This window comes from Pseudomonas abyssi (assembly GCF_003444685.1).
GTDB classification, from domain to species: domain Bacteria; phylum Pseudomonadota; class Gammaproteobacteria; order Pseudomonadales; family Pseudomonadaceae; genus Halopseudomonas; species Halopseudomonas abyssi.
Window position 1 is genome coordinate 282,757 of sequence record NZ_LMAZ01000003.1, and the last position, 15,530, is coordinate 298,286.

18 protein-coding genes are annotated in these 15,530 nt (G+C 61.9%); 3 read left to right on the forward strand and 15 right to left on the reverse strand.

Annotation, left to right across the window (positions count from 1 at the left end):
- Position 1: 1 nt before the first annotated feature.
- Entirely contained in the window at positions 2 to 1,069 is a 1,068-nt protein-coding gene (locus tag ASB58_RS11900; protein WP_118130982.1) for an efflux RND transporter periplasmic adaptor subunit, read from the reverse strand.
- A gap of 208 nt (positions 1,070 to 1,277) precedes the next feature.
- On the opposite strand from ASB58_RS11900, the gene ASB58_RS11905 reads away from it, so the two are divergent.
- On the forward strand, positions 1,278 to 1,706 hold the full coding sequence (locus ASB58_RS11905; protein ID WP_118130984.1) for an organic hydroperoxide resistance protein: 429 nt from the start codon (positions 1,278 to 1,280) through the stop codon (positions 1,704 to 1,706).
- Between the two features lie 58 nt (positions 1,707 to 1,764).
- Here the strand turns inward: ASB58_RS11905 and thrC are convergent, their stop codons facing one another.
- From thrC to ffh, 9 genes are all read right to left on the reverse strand, one after another.
- Positions 1,765 to 3,174: a threonine synthase gene (gene thrC / locus ASB58_RS11910; protein ID WP_118130986.1), complete on the reverse strand. Its 1,410-nt coding sequence runs from the start codon at positions 3,172 to 3,174 to the stop codon at positions 1,765 to 1,767.
- A gap of 97 nt (positions 3,175 to 3,271) precedes the next feature.
- Positions 3,272 to 4,576 (reverse strand): homoserine dehydrogenase, encoded by a 1,305-nt coding sequence (locus ASB58_RS11915; RefSeq protein WP_118130988.1) that lies wholly within the window; start codon positions 4,574 to 4,576, stop codon positions 3,272 to 3,274.
- Between the two features lie 66 nt (positions 4,577 to 4,642).
- A complete protein-coding gene (gene dsbC, locus ASB58_RS11920; RefSeq protein WP_118130990.1) occupies positions 4,643 to 5,365 on the reverse strand; it encodes a bifunctional protein-disulfide isomerase/oxidoreductase DsbC in 723 nt (240 codons plus the stop codon).
- 62 nt (positions 5,366 to 5,427) lie between these two features.
- On the reverse strand, positions 5,428 to 6,348 hold the full coding sequence (gene xerD, locus ASB58_RS11925) for a site-specific tyrosine recombinase XerD (RefSeq protein WP_118130992.1): 921 nt from the start codon (positions 6,346 to 6,348) through the stop codon (positions 5,428 to 5,430).
- A 96-nt stretch (positions 6,349 to 6,444) separates the two neighbouring features.
- On the reverse strand, positions 6,445 to 6,792 hold the full coding sequence (gene rplS / locus ASB58_RS11930; RefSeq protein WP_088273285.1) for a 50S ribosomal protein L19: 348 nt from the start codon (positions 6,790 to 6,792) through the stop codon (positions 6,445 to 6,447).
- Positions 6,793 to 6,825: 33 nt separating this feature from the next.
- The gene (gene trmD / locus ASB58_RS11935; protein ID WP_096003111.1) at positions 6,826 to 7,575 is read right to left on the reverse strand and encodes a tRNA (guanosine(37)-N1)-methyltransferase TrmD; all 750 of its coding nucleotides are present in this window, start codon (positions 7,573 to 7,575) and stop codon (positions 6,826 to 6,828) included.
- A 3-nt stretch (positions 7,576 to 7,578) separates the two neighbouring features.
- Entirely contained in the window at positions 7,579 to 8,121 is a 543-nt protein-coding gene (rimM, locus tag ASB58_RS11940) for a ribosome maturation factor RimM (protein ID WP_096003112.1), read from the reverse strand.
- A 1-nt stretch (position 8,122) separates the two neighbouring features.
- The gene (rpsP, locus tag ASB58_RS11945; protein WP_083727971.1) at positions 8,123 to 8,374 is read right to left on the reverse strand and encodes a 30S ribosomal protein S16; all 252 of its coding nucleotides are present in this window, start codon (positions 8,372 to 8,374) and stop codon (positions 8,123 to 8,125) included.
- A gap of 232 nt (positions 8,375 to 8,606) precedes the next feature.
- Positions 8,607 to 10,010 (reverse strand): signal recognition particle protein, encoded by a 1,404-nt coding sequence (gene ffh / locus ASB58_RS11950; RefSeq protein ID WP_118130994.1) that lies wholly within the window; start codon positions 10,008 to 10,010, stop codon positions 8,607 to 8,609.
- Between the two features lie 167 nt (positions 10,011 to 10,177).
- Between ffh and ASB58_RS11955 the strand changes: the two genes are divergently transcribed.
- Both ASB58_RS11955 and ASB58_RS11960 read left to right on the forward strand, forming a co-directional pair.
- Positions 10,178 to 10,978, forward strand: a complete 801-nt coding sequence (locus ASB58_RS11955) for a cytochrome C assembly family protein (RefSeq protein ID WP_118130996.1) — start codon at positions 10,178 to 10,180, stop codon at positions 10,976 to 10,978.
- Between the two features lie 28 nt (positions 10,979 to 11,006).
- On the forward strand, positions 11,007 to 12,308 hold the full coding sequence (locus ASB58_RS11960) for an HlyC/CorC family transporter (protein WP_096003115.1): 1,302 nt from the start codon (positions 11,007 to 11,009) through the stop codon (positions 12,306 to 12,308).
- On the opposite strand, the gene ASB58_RS11965 is transcribed toward ASB58_RS11960, so the two are convergent.
- From ASB58_RS11965 to ASB58_RS11985, 5 genes are all read right to left on the reverse strand, one after another.
- Complete coding sequence (locus ASB58_RS11965) at positions 12,266 to 12,973, reverse strand: SGNH/GDSL hydrolase family protein (RefSeq protein WP_235827287.1); 708 nt, start codon at positions 12,971 to 12,973, stop codon at positions 12,266 to 12,268. The two genes, ASB58_RS11960 and ASB58_RS11965, sit on opposite strands and share 43 nt — an antisense overlap.
- 29 nt (positions 12,974 to 13,002) lie before the next feature.
- Positions 13,003 to 14,184 (reverse strand): formate-dependent phosphoribosylglycinamide formyltransferase, encoded by a 1,182-nt coding sequence (gene purT, locus ASB58_RS11970; RefSeq protein WP_096003117.1) that lies wholly within the window; start codon positions 14,182 to 14,184, stop codon positions 13,003 to 13,005.
- Complete coding sequence (locus ASB58_RS11975; protein WP_118131000.1) at positions 14,181 to 14,402, reverse strand: DUF1289 domain-containing protein; 222 nt, start codon at positions 14,400 to 14,402, stop codon at positions 14,181 to 14,183. Before ASB58_RS11975 ends, purT begins: the two co-directional genes overlap by 4 nt.
- Positions 14,402 to 14,926, reverse strand: coding sequence for a gamma carbonic anhydrase family protein (locus tag ASB58_RS11980; protein WP_096003119.1), 525 nt, complete (start codon positions 14,924 to 14,926; stop codon positions 14,402 to 14,404). Before ASB58_RS11980 ends, ASB58_RS11975 begins: the two co-directional genes overlap by 1 nt.
- A 9-nt stretch (positions 14,927 to 14,935) precedes the next feature.
- Positions 14,936 to 15,530, reverse strand: a 595-nt coding sequence (locus tag ASB58_RS11985; protein WP_147336833.1) for an NUDIX hydrolase, incomplete at its 5' end; no start/stop codon positions are given.

Sequence of the window (15,530 nt, forward strand, 5' to 3'; positions counted from 1 at the left end):
GTCAGTCGTCCTCGCGGTTCAGCACGTTGAGCAACTGGCCTTCGCGCAGGCTCTCGTTACCCTCTACCACGACCTGCTCCCCCGCTTGCAGCCCCTCACGCAACTCAATCAAGCCATCAAAGGCCAGCCCAGGCTCCACCTGCTGCTCTCGAGCGCGCCACTGGCCTTCCTCGTTCACCACCCGCCACACGGCAACGCGCCCATCAGCGTGACGCAACAGCGCGTCGCGCGAAACCACCACGCCTTGGCGCTGCTGATCCAGCAACAGGTCGCCCCGTACCGACATGCCCGGAATCAGGCCGGGGATATCTTCCGGCAGTTCGATACGCAACAGAAAGGTCCGCGCCTGCTGACTGCTGAGCGGGATGCGTGCGGTCACCGGCAGCGTAAAGCGCTCCCCCGGATGCCCCTCGAACTGCAGCTCGACCTGGCTGCCCGGCTCTGCCCGGGCGTAATAGCGCTGCGGCACCTGCAAGTCTGCGCGCAGTTGCTGCAGCGTGATCAATTCCAGCACCCCGGTGCCCGGCTGCACCCACTCGCCCAGCTCGGTCAGCCGACGGCTAATCACGCCGCTGAAGGGCGCTACCAAGCGATGCCGACGTACTTCTGCTTCGCGGCGCTGCAGACTGGCACGGGCGCCGGCCAACGCGGCGTCTGCCTGCGCCACCTCAGCCTCCAGACTGCGCACCTCGCTGGCAGCAATGCTGCGGCGCTCGATCAAGGTACGCGCCTCGCCCAGGCGGCGTCGCGTGTCATCCAGCGTACTGCTCAGGCGCGCGACCTCGGCGCGCTCGCCATCCAGGTCACGCTGCGCCAATTCGTCATCCAGGGTCAGCAGCAGCGCGCCCTGCTCGACCTGCTGCCCTTCCTCGACCGGCAGGCTGGCAACCCGCCCCTGCACCTCTGCTGACAAGGTCGCCACCCGAGCCGTGGTCACACTGCCACTGACCGGCACCGCCTCTGTCAACGGCTGCAGACTGGAGGACGTCACCCGCACCGGCACCGCCGTTTCCGCCGATGCAAGGGGGGCCAGGGACAATAGCGACACGATAAGGACAGCACGCAACATGGAAGGAGCCTCCTGCAACTTCAAAGTCGGTCAGCATGCCAGAAAACGACGGCGTTCAGGCAGAACAACGAAATGAGAATGTTTCACGATATAGCAGGCCGGAATAAAGGAATCGCAAAATAATATTGTGCACAATTTAAATTGTGCTAACCTTCAGCAACTGGATTGCACACAATCTATGTTACTTCCCCATGACAGGAGACATCGCATGTCTATTGAACAGGTTGTATACCGCGCCTCAGCTGAAGCCACCGGCGGCCGTGACGGTCGCGCCATTTCCTCCGATGGTGTGCTGGATATCGAACTGACAACCCCCAAGGAGCTGGGCGGTGCCAGCGGCCAGGGCACCAACCCGGAACAGCTGTTTGCTGCGGGTTATTCCGCCTGCTTTATCGGCGCGATGAAGTTTGTCGCTGGTCGCGACAAGCTGCCCATGCCGGCTGACGCGTCCGTTGAGGGCGTGGTCGGTATCGGTCAGATTCCGCAGGGGTTCGGCATTGAAGTCGAACTGCGCGTCAGCCTGCCCGGCATGGACGACGAGCAAGCCGAGCAACTGATCGAACGCGCTCACCAGGTCTGCCCCTACTCCAACGCCACCCGCGGCAACATTGATGTCACCCTGACCCGGGTCGAGTAATACGCACAAACAACAACGGCGCCCCAGGGCGCCGTTGTTGCGTCAGCAGCTCAGCTTATTACAGCGGCTTGCCGCGGTTGCCATGGGCGGCAACGAAGGCTTGAACATCAGCCAGACTGTTCGGCAACACGGTCATGCGCTCTTCGCGCTCGAACAGATCGCTCAGGTGCGCCGGCAGATGCAATGCTTCGCCGACACCAGCCTGACGCACCGCATCCGGGAACTTGACCGGGTGAGCGGTACCCAGGGTGATCATCGGCACCGACAGCGAACGACGGCATTCCCGCGCGGCGCGCACGCCAATCGCGGTATGCGGGTCCAGCACTTCGCCACACTGCTCGAACACCGCGGCGATGGTCGCGCAGGTGCCTTCGTCGTCAACCGCCAGCGAATCAAACAGCTTGCGCGCTTCAGTCCAGCGATCGTCCTCGACCGACAGCTTGCCGCTGATCTTGAACGCGTCCAGCAGCTCGGCTACCAGCGCACCATTACGACCGTGCAGATCAAACAGCAGACGCTCGAAGTTGGACGACACCATAATGTCCATCGACGGCGACAGCGACGGATGCAGGGTGTCCTTGTCGTAATGGTTGCCGCTCATGAAGCGGTGCAGGATGTCATTGCGGTTGGTAGCAACGATCAGCTGACTGATCGGCAGGCCCATGTTGCGCGCCAGGTAACCGGCGAAGATGTCACCAAAGTTGCCGGTCGGGACCGAGAACGCCATCGAGCGCGCCGGACCACCCAGCTGCAGGGCAGCATGAAAGTAGTAGACGATCTGCGCCATGATGCGCGCCCAGTTGATCGAATTGACGGCGACCAGACGGGTGCCCTTGAGGAAGCCCTGGTCGGCGAAGCTGGCCTTGACCATCTCCTGACAGTCGTCGAAGTTGCCTTCGATAGCGATGTTGTGGATGTTGTCGCCGAGAATGCTGGTCATCTGGCGACGCTGCACCTCGGACACCCGGTTGTGCGGGTGCATGATGAAGATGTCGACGTTTTCGCAGGCCTTGCAGCCCTCGATCGCTGCCGATCCGGTGTCACCGGAGGTGGCGCCCATGATCACCACGCGCTCGCCACGCTTGACCAGGAAGTAGTCGAGCAGACGGCCCAGCAGCTGCAGGGCAAAGTCCTTGAACGCCAGGGTCGGACCGTGGAACAGCTCCATCACCCACTCATTGCTGTCCAGCTGACGCAGCGGTGCAACCGCCTTGTGCTCAAAGACGCCGTAGGTGTCCTGCAGAATCTGTTTGAAATCGGCATCCGGAATGCTGCCGCTAACGAACGGACGCATGACGTTGAACGCCAGCTGGTGGTACGGCAGACCGGCCCAGGAGGCAATCTGCTCCTGGGTGAAGCGCGGCAGGTTCTCGGGTACGTACAGACCGCCATCAGAAGCCAGACCAGCCAGCAGAACGTCTTCAAAATTCAGGGCCGGCGCCTGGCCACGGGTACTGATATAACGCATATCGGCAAACCTTCGGTTTGAGCTGCAAGCCGCAAGCCCCAAGCCGCAAGCTCCACTGGGGTTGCTTGCCGCTTGTCGCTTGTCGCTTGCCGCTGGATTAGTCCAGTTGTTCCACGCGGATCCGCATCAGCGGGCCGGCGATGTCGTCCAGTGCTTCCAGAGCCGCAATGGCGTCGTTCATGTCCTGTTCTCGCACGCGGTGGGTCAGCAGAATCATCGGCACCAGACCGTCCTGCTCTTCCACATCCTTCTGCATGATCGATTCGATATTGATCCCGCGCTCGGACAAGATGCTCGCAACCTTGGCCAACACGCCCGGGCGATCCTGTGCGTGCAGACGCAGATAGTAGGCGGTGTTCACCTCGTCGACCGGCAGCACCGGCAGGTCGGACAGCGCATCGGCCTGGAAGGCCAGGTGCGGTACGCGGTTGGTCGGGTCGGTGGTCAGGGTGCGCACCACATCGATAACATCAGCCACCACCGCCGAGGCAGTCGGCTCGGAGCCGGCACCAGCGCCGTAATACAGGGTCGGACCAACAGCGTCGCCCTGCACCATCACCGCGTTCATCACGCCGTTAACGTTGGCAATCAGGCGGTCAGAGGGGATCAGCGTCGGGTGCACGCGCAGCTCTACGCCATTCTCGGTGCGGCGCGCCACGCCCAGATGCTTGATGCGGTAACCGAGCGTTTCAGCGTAGTTCACGTCGGCGGTGGTCAGCTTGGTAATGCCTTCGGTGTAGGCCTTGTCGAACTGCAGCGGGATACCAAAGGCAATGGAGGCCAGAATGGTCAGCTTGTGCGCCGCGTCGATACCTTCAACGTCAAAGGTCGGATCCGCTTCGGCGTAACCCAGCGCCTGGGCTTCAGCCAGCACATCCTCAAAGGTACGGCCCTTGTCGCGCATCTCGGTCAGAATGAAGTTGCCGGTGCCATTGATGATGCCGGCAACCCAGTCAATGCGGTTGGCGGCCAGACCTTCACGCAGCGCCTTGATGATCGGGATACCACCGGCGACCGAGGCCTCGAACGCGACCATCACGCCCTTGGCGCTGGCAGCGGAGAAAATCTCGTTACCGTGCACCGCGATCAGCGCCTTGTTGGCGGTGACCACGTGCTTGCCGTTCTCGATCGCCTTGAGGACCACATCCTTGGCCAGCGTGTAGCCACCGATCAGCTCGACGATGATGTCGATTTCCGGGTTGTTGACCAGTTCGAATACATCGTCGGTCACCGGGGTCATGCCCAGGTTGCAGGCCGGGTTGGGATGCCGGGTTGCAATCTGGGCTACCTCAATGCCACGCCCAGCACGCCGGGCAATCTCCGTCGCGTTGCGCTGCAGAACATTGAAGGTGCCACCACCGACGGTGCCCAAACCACAAATACCTACTTTGACCGGTTTCAAACTTTGGTCCCTACCTGGTTGTTAATCGATTACATGAAAACGATGGCGAGCGCGTCGCCACCGGGTTTACTGCTGATTGTCCAGCGCCATGGCCGCCAGCTGGGCCGCGGGCTGATAACCCGGGATCATCACGCCGTTGGCCAGAAAAATAGCCGGCGTACCTTGCACGCCAACCTGCTGGCCCAGCGCGAACTGACGGGCGACCGGATTGGAGCAACTGGCCTCTGCCACGTCGTCACCCTGCTTGGCCGCAGTGAGCGCGGCCTTCGGGTCTTCTGCGCACCAGACCGACTGCATCACACTGGCAGCGCGCGACTGCATACCACCACGCGGGAAGGCCGCATAACGCACCTCGATGCCCAGCTCGTTCAGCTCATCAATCTCGGCGTGCAGTTTGCGGCAATAGCCACAATCCACATCGGTGAAGACAGTGATGTGCGTCTTCGGCTGCTCGGGCGCAAACACGATCAGCTCCTGCTGCGGCAGCTCGTTGATCACGGCGCCAATGTTGCGTGCTTCAGCGATGGAGGTCAGGTTGCGCGGCTGGCCGCCATTCACCTCGATCAGTGCGCCCTGGACAAAGTACTTGCCGTCAGCGGTGGCATACAGAACCCGACCGCTCTCCAGCTCGACCATGTGCAGCCCCGCTATCGGCGAGTCGCTGACCGCCTTGACCGGCACATCGAAATTCAGTTGCGTGAGGGCATCCCGAATCGCCTGATCAGGGGTTGCCAAGACCGGTGTCGCTGCCAGCGCCAGCATGGCGGCAAGGCCGAGTTTCAGTCGCATAGTCCGCTCCTTTTGAAGACCGCCAAGCTTACCACGAATAAAGCAAGCACTGATCAATAGCGTCACCCACGGGGATGGTGCTGGGCGTGCAGGTCGTGCAGCCGCTGTCGAGCAATGTGGGTATAGATCTGCGTAGTCGACAGATCACTGTGCCCCAACAGCATCTGCACTACCCGCAGATCGGCGCCGTGGTTGAGCAAATGCGTCGCGAAGGCATGACGCAGGGTGTGCGGCGACAGAGGGCTGCGAATCCCCGCCGTCAAGGCATGCTGCTTGATGCGGTGCCAAAAGGTCTGACGCGTCATCATCTGACCCAGGCGGCTGGGAAACAGCACATCGGCGGGCTTGCCGGCCAGCAACTGAATGCGGGCCGAATGCAGGTACTGCTCCAGCCAGGTCATCGCCTCTTCGCCCAGCGGCACCAGGCGCTCCTTGCTGCCCTTACCGGTCACACGCACCACGCCCTGGCGCAGGTTGAGCTGATCCAGCCGCAAGCCGACCAGCTCGCTGACTCGCAGCCCGGTGGCATAGAGCACTTCCAGCATGCAACGGTCGCGCAAGCCCAGGCTGTCCTCGGTATCCGGCGCAGTCAGCAGGCGCTCGACGTCCGCCTCGCTGAGAGACTTGGGCAAGGGTCGTCCGAGCTTGGGCATGGCGACGTCGCGCGTCGGGTCTTCACTGATCAACTGTTGACGTAGCAGGTAGCGGTAGAAACTGCGCACACAGGACAGCATACGGGCACTGGAACGGGCCTGATAGCCAGCGGCCAGACGCCAGCCCATATAGGCCATCAAGTCTGCCCGCGAGGCGCGTTGCAAGGCTCCGCCACGCCCCTCCAGCCAGCCGGCAAGGCTGCGCAGGTCGGTACGGTATGCGCTGCGAGTATGCTTTGACAGCCCCTTCTCCAGCCACAGGCTGTCGAGAAACTGATCAATCAGCTGCTGTTGCGCTGCGCTGGGCGCCGCCGGTGCAACATCAGACATGGGGGTAGCTCATCTGGCCGGAACATCCGCCCATTAAAAACAGTCGGGCACAAAAAAGCAGCCCTGAGGCTGCTTTTTTGCTGGTCAGCGGTCCGATCAGGACAGCTTTTCCTTGATGCGGGCTGCCTTGCCGGACAGCGCACGCAGGTAGTACAGCTTGGCTTTGCGAACGTCACCGCGGCGCTTGACAGAGATGCTGTCGATCAGCGGAGAGTAGGTCTGGAAAGTACGCTCAACGCCAACACCGCTGGAGATTTTACGAACGGTGAAAGCCGAGTTCAGACCACGGTTACGCTTACCGATAACCACGCCTTCGAAGGCCTGCAGACGGGAGCGATCGCCTTCCTTAACCTTGACCTGGACGATTACGGTATCACCCGGTGCGAACGCGGGGATTTCCTTGGACATCTGTTCAGCTTCAAGCTGGGCAATAATATTGGACATCTTGCTTCTCCTGCACAGGCCGTCGGACCTGTATCAATGGTTATCGGTTGCCTGCTCGCGGATAAATTCCGCCAGCAGCTGTTGCTGTTCTTTGCTCAATTCCAGGTCTTCGAGCAACTCTGGCCGACGTTGCCAGGTTCGACCCAAAGACTGCTTGAGACGCCAGCGCCGGATACGTTCATGGTTACCACTGAGCAGCACCTCCGGAACGCGCTGCCCATCAAATTCTTCCGGTCGGGTGTAATGTGGGCAATCGAGCCATCCCGCCGAAAAGGAATCTTCTACCGCAGAATCCGCATGCCCCAGTACACCGGGAATCAAACGGGTTACTGCGTCCAGGAGCACCATGGCTCCCAGCTCGCCACCGGACAATACATAGTCCCCGATGGAGATTTCCTCATCTACGCAGCGATCGATGATGCGCTCGTCGATGCCCTCGTAGCGCCCGCATAACAGTACAAGACTGTCGAGCTGCGCCAGCTGTTCGACGCGTTGCTGCGTCAGTGGCTGCCCCTGCGGAGACAGGTAAATCACCCGCGGGGTGGAGGGAGCCTGCTGGCGGATGGCGTCAATCGCCTCCAGCAGCGGCTCGACCTTCATCAGCATGCCGGGGCCACCGCCAAAGGGGCGGTCATCCACGGTGCGATGCCGGTCATGTGCATGTTCGCGCGGGTTACTGAAAGCGACTTCCAGCTGCCCTCGCTTGACCGCCCTGCCGGTAACACCGGACTCGGTCAGCGCCGCGAACATCTCGGGAAACAGGGTAACCACACCGGCCCACACCGGTCAGAACTCCGCATCCCAGTCTACCTGGATGACCTTGGTCTCCAGATCGACCTGTATTACAAACTGCCCCGGCAAATAGGGCAACAGACGCTCACGCTGGTCGACACTACCCGTGCAGGGCTTGACCACCATGACATCGTTGGAGCCAGTCTCGAGCAGGTGTGCCACCGTGCCGAGCAGCTGACCCTCCAGATTGACGACCTTGAGGCCTTCAAGCTGATGCCAGTAGAAATCACCTTCGTCCAGCTCAGGCAGCGCATCGGCTGCAACGCTGATCTCGAAGTTGATCAGTTCCTCGGCCTTGTTGCGGTCATCAATCCCTTTCAGGTTGACCACCAGCACGCGCCCTTGGACGCGACCACCGAGGACAGACAGCGTACGTTGCTCGGAACCCCGGTTCAGGGTCCACTCGGCGTAATCCAGCACGTTGTCCAGCGGGTCGGTATGGGAGTACACCTTAACCGCCCCACGTACTCCATGAACCGATACGATCTTGCCGAGGACGACCCGAGGGGCCTCGGCCGGCCCTGGAGCATTAGCCATATCAGGCAGCAGCCTGAGCAGCTTCCTTCAGCAGAGCAGCAACGCGCTCAGAGGGCTGGGCACCCTGGCTCAGCCAGTACTGCACGCGCTCTTCGTTGACCGACAGGCGTACTTCGGCGCCAGCGGCAATCGGGTTGAAGAAGCCAACGCGCTCTACAAAACGGCCATCACGAGCATTGCGGCTGTTGGCAACAGTCAGGTGATAGAAGGGGCGCTTCTTGGAGCCACCACGAGCAAGACGAATGGTTACCATGTCGACATCGTTTCCTGTGTTTGAGTATCGCTACTTGATCAGTTACGGGCATGCAGCGTACTGCACATATACCTAGGGCCCGAAAGGTCGCGTATTCTACGGAATATAACGACCGATGAAAACTCTTTTTTCAGTGGCGACCCGTGCCATTGGTCCGCCAGGTTGCGCGCCGCCGGATTCTGCCGCCTGGCGACGCGCCTGCAAGGCAAAAAACGCTTAGCCTTGCGCCGACTCAGAAGCGCGGCATGCCGCCGCCCGGCGGCAACATACCGCCACCTCCGCCGCCGCCCATACCCCCCATACCGCGCATCAGCTTGGCCATGCCGCCCTTGCCGCTGACCTTCTTCATCATCTTCTGCATCTGCTTGTGCTGCTTGAGCAGACGACCGATATCCTGAATCTGGGTGCCGGAACCGGCGGCAATACGGCGCTTGCGTGAGCCGCTGATCACATCGGGGTTGCGGCGCTCGGCCGGTGTCATCGAGTTGATGATCGCCTCCATGCGCTTGAACTGCTTGGCCGCCTCGGTCTGCGCGCTTTCCATCTGGGCCGCGTTGATCTTGCCGCCCATCATTGGCAGCTTTTCCATCATCGAGCCGAGACCGCCCATGGCGTTCATCTGCTGCAGCTGGTCACGGAAGTCTTCCAGGTCGAAGCCCTTGCCCTTCTTCAGCTTCTTGGCCAGCTTCTCGGCCTTGTCCTTGTCGATCTTCTGCTCGGCCTGCTCGATCAGGCTGAGCACATCGCCCATGCCCAGAATGCGCGAGGCAACCCGGTCAGGGTGGAAGACTTCCAGGGCGTCGATCTTCTCGCCCATGCCGAGGAACTTGATCGGCTTGCCGGTGATATGACGTACCGACAGCGCCGCACCGCCACGGGCATCACCGTCGACCTTGGTGAGGATCACCCCGGTCAGCGGCAGCGCTTCGTTGAAGGCCTGGGCGGTGTTGGCGGCGTCCTGACCGGTCATGGCATCGACCACGAACAGGGTTTCTGCCGGCTTGACCGCCGCGTGCACCTGCTTGATTTCGGCCATCATCTCGTCGTCGACGTGCAGTCGACCGGCGGTATCGACGATCAGCACGTCCATGAAGCGGTTCTTCGCCTCACGCATCGCCGCCTCGACAATAGCCACCGGCTTCTGCTCAACCGAAGACGGGAAGAACTCGACCTGCACATCCGCCGCCAGGGTTTCGAGCTGCTTGATCGCGGCCGGACGGTAAACGTCGGCACTGACCACCATGACCTTTTTCTTCTCGCGCTCACGCAGGGTCTTGGCCAGCTTGCCGACGCTGGTGGTCTTACCCGCGCCCTGCAGACCTGCCATAAGGATCACGGCCGGCGGACTGACCGCCAGGTTCAGCCCTTCGGACTGCCCCATGACCGCTTCCAGCTCGGATTTGACGATCTTGACGAAGACCTGGCCCGGCGACAGGCTGCGCGACACCTCGGTGCCCACAGCGCGCTCGCGCACTTGATCAACAAAGGTCTTGACTACCGGCAGCGCAACGTCCGCCTCCAGCAGCGCCATGCGCACTTCGCGCAGGGTGTCCTTGATGTTCTCTTCGGTCAGCTTGGCCTGTCCGGTCACGCCACGCAGGCTGTGTGACAGGCGTTCGGTAAGATTCTCGAACATGATGCTTTCTCCCAGGGCGGGCCTTTTTTTGGGCAGCCCGGCCGCATTTTCAGCCGCGCAGTATACCCCGCCCTCCCGACACAGGATAGGGAACGCAGGCAGACGCTTTCACCCGGGCGCGGCTTATGCCACACTGCGGCTTTGTTGAAAATCGCTCGCAAGGACGTATGACAGCCCTCGCCCCCAGTCTGCTGGCCGCCGGTTTCTATATCAGCGGCATCCTCTATCAGCTGCATTGCCTCGGCAAACGCTTGGCGGTCAATGCCAGCCTGCTGCGTGCCATCGGCCTGGTCGCACTGATCGCCCATGCCGTCAGCCTGTACATTCAGCTGACCACCCCGCACGGCTTTGCGCTGGGCCTGTTCAATATCGCTTCACTGATTTCCTGGCTGGTGGTTGCCATGACGCTGGCCTCCAGCTTTCGTGCACCGGTCACCAGCCTGCTGCTGGGACTTTACCCGCTGGCGCTGATCACCGGCCTGCTGGCCGGCTTCTTCCCAGAGAACGCCACCACCCTGCCGGCTGGGCAGGAAGGGCTGCTCGGGCACATTCTGCTGTCGGTACTGGCTTACGGCATCCTGACCATCGCCGCCTTCCAGGCAACCCTGCTAGCCATTCAGGACTACCAGCTCAAACACAAGCACCCGACCCGTTTTATCCGCACCTTCCCGCCGCTGCAGACCATGGAACAGCTGCTATTCCAATTCCTGCTCTGCGGTGAAGTGCTGCTGACCCTGGCCCTGCTGTCGGGCTTCGTGTTCCTGGACAACATGTTTGCCCAGCATCTGGCGCATAAAACCCTGCTGTCCTGTCTGGCCTGGGTGGTGTTCGGCATTCTGCTGTGGGGCCGCCACTTCCGTGGCTGGCGCGGCAGCAACGCCATCCGCTGGACGCTGGCGGGCTTCCTGCTGCTGATGCTGGCCTACTTCGGCAGCAAGCTGGTGCGCGAATTCCTGCTCGCCGCCTGACCCTTCCACGACCCCCTGAGGCTCACCCTTGAACGAATCCCACACCAGCCTGCTGCTGATACTGCTGCTGGTCCTGATCGTGCTGTCGGCGTTTTTCTCCAGCTCCGAGACCAGCATGATGAGCCTCAACCGCTACCGGTTGAAGCATCTCAGCAAGGAAGGTCACCGCGCCGCCCGCCGCGCCTCGCGCCTGCTTGAGCGCCCGGACCGACTGCTCGGCACCATTCTGGTCGGCAACAACATCGTCAACATTCTCGCCGCGTCCATTGCTACCGTGATTGCGGTGGACGTCTGGGGCGAAGCCGGGATTGCGATCGCGACGATGATCCTCACCGTCGTCGTACTGATCTTCGGCGAAATCACGCCCAAGACCCTCGCTGCCCTGCGCCCGGAGCTGATCGCCTTCCCCGCCAGCGTCATTCTGGCGGCGTTGCAGCGCCTGCTCTACCCGGTCGTATGGGTGTGCAGCGCCATCAGCAACCAGCTACTGCGCCTGCTGGGCGTCAACCCGAATGACACCAACGGCGATCAGCTGACCACCGAGGAGCTGCGCACGGTTGTTCGCGAGGCCGGCCTGGGTATCACCCGCAGCCGCCAGAACATGCTGCTGGGGATCCTTGATCTGGAAAAGATGACGGTCAACGACATCATGATTCCGCGCAATGAAGCTGTCGGCATCGACCTGGATGACGACATGACCGCCATCAATCACCAACTGCGCAGCTGTCACTACACGCGTCTGCCACTCTACCAGGGCGATATCAACAACGTGACGGGCATCGTGCACATGCGCTCCATCGCCCGCCTGCTGAGCCGCGGGGACTTGACCAAGGAGGCGCTGATCGGTGCCTGCAAGGAGCCCTATTTCATTCCCGAAAGCACGCCTCTGCACACCCAGCTGTTCAACTTCCAGAAGCAAAAACGGCGTATCGCCATTGTGGTCGATGAATACGGAGACGTGATTGGTCTGGTGACGCTGGAAGACATCCTTGAGGAAATTGTCGGCGACTTCACCACCGAAATGCTCAGCCTGAGCCAGGACATCCACCCGCAGAGCGACGGCACCTACGTGATTGACGGCAGCGCAGCCATCCGCGACATCAACCGCCACCTGAACTGGAAACTGCCCGCCGACGGCCCCAAAACGCTCAACGGGCTGATCACCGAGCAACTGGAGAGTATTCCCGAGACCGCCGTCTGCCTGACCACCGGTGGCTATCGAATGGAAATTTTGCAGACCAAGGACAATATGGTGAAAAGTGTGCGGGTCTGGGACCGCCACCTGAGTCAGCCGGCACCCAGCGCCGCCGGCTCAGATAACGCCAGCTGACGCACTATCCCCGCCGCCCACAGGCGATACCCTTCGGCAGAGGGGTGATAGCCATCGCGCGCCAGATAGGCGACCTCGAAGGGCATATCCAACGACAGATAGCCTGCACCCTGACCCGCAGCCACCCGCTGCACGTCGCGATTCATCAGCCCGGCCCGCAGCCCAAACCAGCCACGCAGCGGCTGCGGCAACGCGCGGAAGTGCCCTAACGGCGGGACCTCGGTCAACATGACCTGAGCCGAGCACGCCTGTAACCCGGTGACAAGCTGCTGCAGATGACGGCGCCAGCGCGGGCGAGAGGTGAGATGAGTCGTGTCGTTGACGCCCAGCACAATCAGCGCCAGGTCCCATTGTCGATCAACCACCTGCGGCAACAAATCCTTAATACAGTCGGCGGCTAGCGCGCCATTGCGCCCAGCCGCCTGCCACTGCACTGCGCGCCCTAATTGCTGCGCCAGCTGGCACGCCAACTGGCCGCTGAGTGCCTCGCCCTGCTGCTCGACGCCGACGCCCGCTACCGTGGACTCCCCCACCAGCAGCAGGCGCAGCGGTGCAGCAACTGCACCATCAGGTGCCGGCACCAGGCCATGCCAAGGCGCTGCCGCCTCCGGCAAGCGCAGCGCCGTGCGCTTGACCCAGAGCGCCTGCGGCAACAACAGAGGCAAGGCCGGGGCTGCCAGATACCACCAGTGGCTCAGAGCTTGACCTCTACCGCGCTGGCGGCGCGTACGGCCTTGGCCACCGCCGTATCAATCGACTCGTCGCGCGCCAGTGCCACGCCCATCCGGCGCTGACCATCCACCTCCGGCTTGCCGAACAGACGCAGCTGGGTATCCGGCTCGGCCAGCGCCGCCCCCAGATTGCCGAAGCTGACGTTAGCCGACTGCCCCTGCACCAGAATCACCGCCGAGGCGGAGGGCCCCTGCTGGCGAATCAGCGGAATGGGCAGGCCCAGAATGGCTCGAGCGTGCAGCGCAAACTCGGACAGGTCCTGCGAAATCAGTGTCACCAGGCCGGTATCGTGCGGGCGCGGTGATACTTCGCTGAACCACACCTGGTCCCCCTTGACGAACAGTTCAACGCCAAACACCCCGCGGCCACCCAGCGCTTCGGTGATGGTGGAGGCAACGCGCTTGGCCTCGGCCAGTGCCCCCTCACTCATCGCCTGCGGCTGCCAGGACTCGCGGTAGTCGCCGGCTTCCTGACGGTGGCCGATGGGCTCGCAGAAGGCGGTACCGTCAATGTGGCGCACGGTCAGCAGGGTAATTTCGTAATCAAAGTCGACAAAACCTTCAACGATGACGCGTCCCTGACCCGCACGGCCACCGGACTGGGCGTATTCCCAGGCAGCGTCAATGTCCGCGCTCTCGCGCACCAGGCTCTGCCCCTTGCCGGAGGAACTCATCACCGGCTTGACCACGCAGGGCATTCCGATCGCCGCAACCGCTGCCCGGTAGTCTTCCAGCGTGTCGGCAAAACGGTAGGGCGAGGTCGGCAACTGCAGGGTTTCGGCGGCCAGGCGACGAATACCCTCACGGTCCATGGTCAGACGGGCCGCCTCGGCGGTGGGCACCACCTTGTAGCCCTCGGACTCCAGCTCGACCAGCGTCGGCGTGGCAATCGCTTCGATCTCCGGCACGATATAGTCGGGCTGCTCGGCCTCGATGACCTCGCGCAGGGCCTGGCCATCAAGCATGCTGATTACATGGCTGCGGTGCGCGACCTGCATGGCCGGGGCATTGTCATAGCGATCTACCGCAATCACCTCGCAGCCGAGCCGCTGCAACTCAATGGCGACCTCCTTGCCCAGCTCACCCGAGCCCAGCAGCAGTACCCGGGTTGCGTCGTCTGCGTAGGGAGTGCCAATTACCGTCATGCCTGTTTACCTTGCAAAGTTGAATGGGAGGCCGTGTCAATCCACAGCCCTTGTCCGCGTGCGCGGGTCTGGCAGCGCGCCAGCACCTCACGCCGCTGGTCATCGCTCATGCGGCCCCAGGTAGCGATCTCCATGCCGCTGCGCTGACAACCGGTGCAGATATCGTTTTCATCCAGCGCGCAGATACTGACACACGGGGAGCGGACCGGCATATTCATCAGTCTTCCTGCACCTTCAGCTGGTCGCGGAAACGCTTGGCGTTCTGCACGTAGTGCGCCGCGCTCAGCTCCAGCATTTTCTTCTGCTGGTCGTTCAGGGTTTTCACCACCTTGCCCGGTGACCCCATGACCAGCGAGCCATCCGGGATTTCCTTGCCTTCCGGGATCAGACTGTTGGCGCCGATGATGCAATGCTTGCCGATCTTGGCACCGTTTAGCACCACCGCATTGATGCCGATCAGACTGTAATCGCCCACCGTGCAGCCGTGCAGCATCGCGTTGTGACCTACGGTAATGCCCTTGCCGAGCGTCAGCGGCACACCGATATCGGCGTGCATCACGGCACCATCCTGCACGTTGCTGTGCTCACCCACGGTGATGCGCTCGACGTCACCACGGATCACCGCGCCAAACCAGACATTGGCACCGGCCTCCAGCGTCACCTTGCCGATCACCGCTGCGGTATCCGCGATCCAGGCGTCATCCGCCATTTGCACGCGATCCTCACCCAGGCTGTACTTCATGTGCTGCTCCTAGTTTTTGTCATGCCCGTCAAAGGGGGTATGCAACTGAATACCGGCCGAAAAACCGGTATTCATGAATTCAACCAGCATCAGGGCGGTCAGGCCCCAGATCTTGAAACCCTCAAAGCGATAGCTTGGCACATACCAGCTGCGCCCTTCGTAGTCGATACGATGGGTCATCTCACGGCGGTCTTCCATAAAAAAGTCCACCGGCACCCGGAAAACCTCGGCGATCTCGCTGTCGTTGGGAATGATCTCGAAATGCTCGGGCACCAGCCCGACGTAGGGGGTTACCTTGATGCCAAAACGCGAGACCAGCGAATCCATCGGCCCCACCACATCGACCATCTGCGGCTGCAGGCCAATTTCCTCATGCGCTTCACGCAGGGCGGTAAAGCACAGATCCACATCGCCCGGATCGCGGCGTCCGCCCGGGAAGGCCACTTCGCCGGAGTGGGTCGACAACCGCTGCGAGCGCAGGGTCAGGATGATTTCCGGCCGGTCGTTGACGCGCGTCACCGGGATCAACACGCCCGCTTCCGGCAAGCCCGGGGCTTCTACCTGTCGAGGGGTGTGTTGCTGCACCCGCATGCGCATTTCTTCT

Coding starts and splice junctions, on each gene's coding strand:
- rplS (WP_088273285.1), bottom strand. CDS start 6,792: ATGTCCAATATTATTGCCCAGCTTGAAGCTGAACAGATGTCCAAGGAA.
- purT (WP_096003117.1), bottom strand. CDS start 14,184: ATGACGGTAATTGGCACTCCCTACGCAGACGACGCAACCCGGGTACTG.
- ASB58_RS11975 (WP_118131000.1), bottom strand. CDS start 14,402: ATGAATATGCCGGTCCGCTCCCCGTGTGTCAGTATCTGCGCGCTGGAT.
- xerD (WP_118130992.1), bottom strand. CDS start 6,348: ATGTCTGATGTTGCACCGGCGGCGCCCAGCGCAGCGCAACAGCAGCTG.
- rimM (WP_096003112.1), bottom strand. CDS start 8,121: ATGGCTAATGCTCCAGGGCCGGCCGAGGCCCCTCGGGTCGTCCTCGGC.
- ASB58_RS11905 (WP_118130984.1), top strand. CDS start 1,278: ATGTCTATTGAACAGGTTGTATACCGCGCCTCAGCTGAAGCCACCGGC.
- ASB58_RS11980 (WP_096003119.1), bottom strand. CDS start 14,926: ATGAAGTACAGCCTGGGTGAGGATCGCGTGCAAATGGCGGATGACGCC.
- ASB58_RS11900 (WP_118130982.1), bottom strand. CDS start 1,069: ATGTTGCGTGCTGTCCTTATCGTGTCGCTATTGTCCCTGGCCCCCCTT.
- dsbC (WP_118130990.1), bottom strand. CDS start 5,365: ATGCGACTGAAACTCGGCCTTGCCGCCATGCTGGCGCTGGCAGCGACA.
- thrC (WP_118130986.1), bottom strand. CDS start 3,174: ATGCGTTATATCAGTACCCGTGGCCAGGCGCCGGCCCTGAATTTTGAA.
- rpsP (WP_083727971.1), bottom strand. CDS start 8,374: ATGGTAACCATTCGTCTTGCTCGTGGTGGCTCCAAGAAGCGCCCCTTC.
- ffh (WP_118130994.1), bottom strand. CDS start 10,010: ATGTTCGAGAATCTTACCGAACGCCTGTCACACAGCCTGCGTGGCGTG.
- ASB58_RS11955 (WP_118130996.1), top strand. CDS start 10,178: ATGACAGCCCTCGCCCCCAGTCTGCTGGCCGCCGGTTTCTATATCAGC.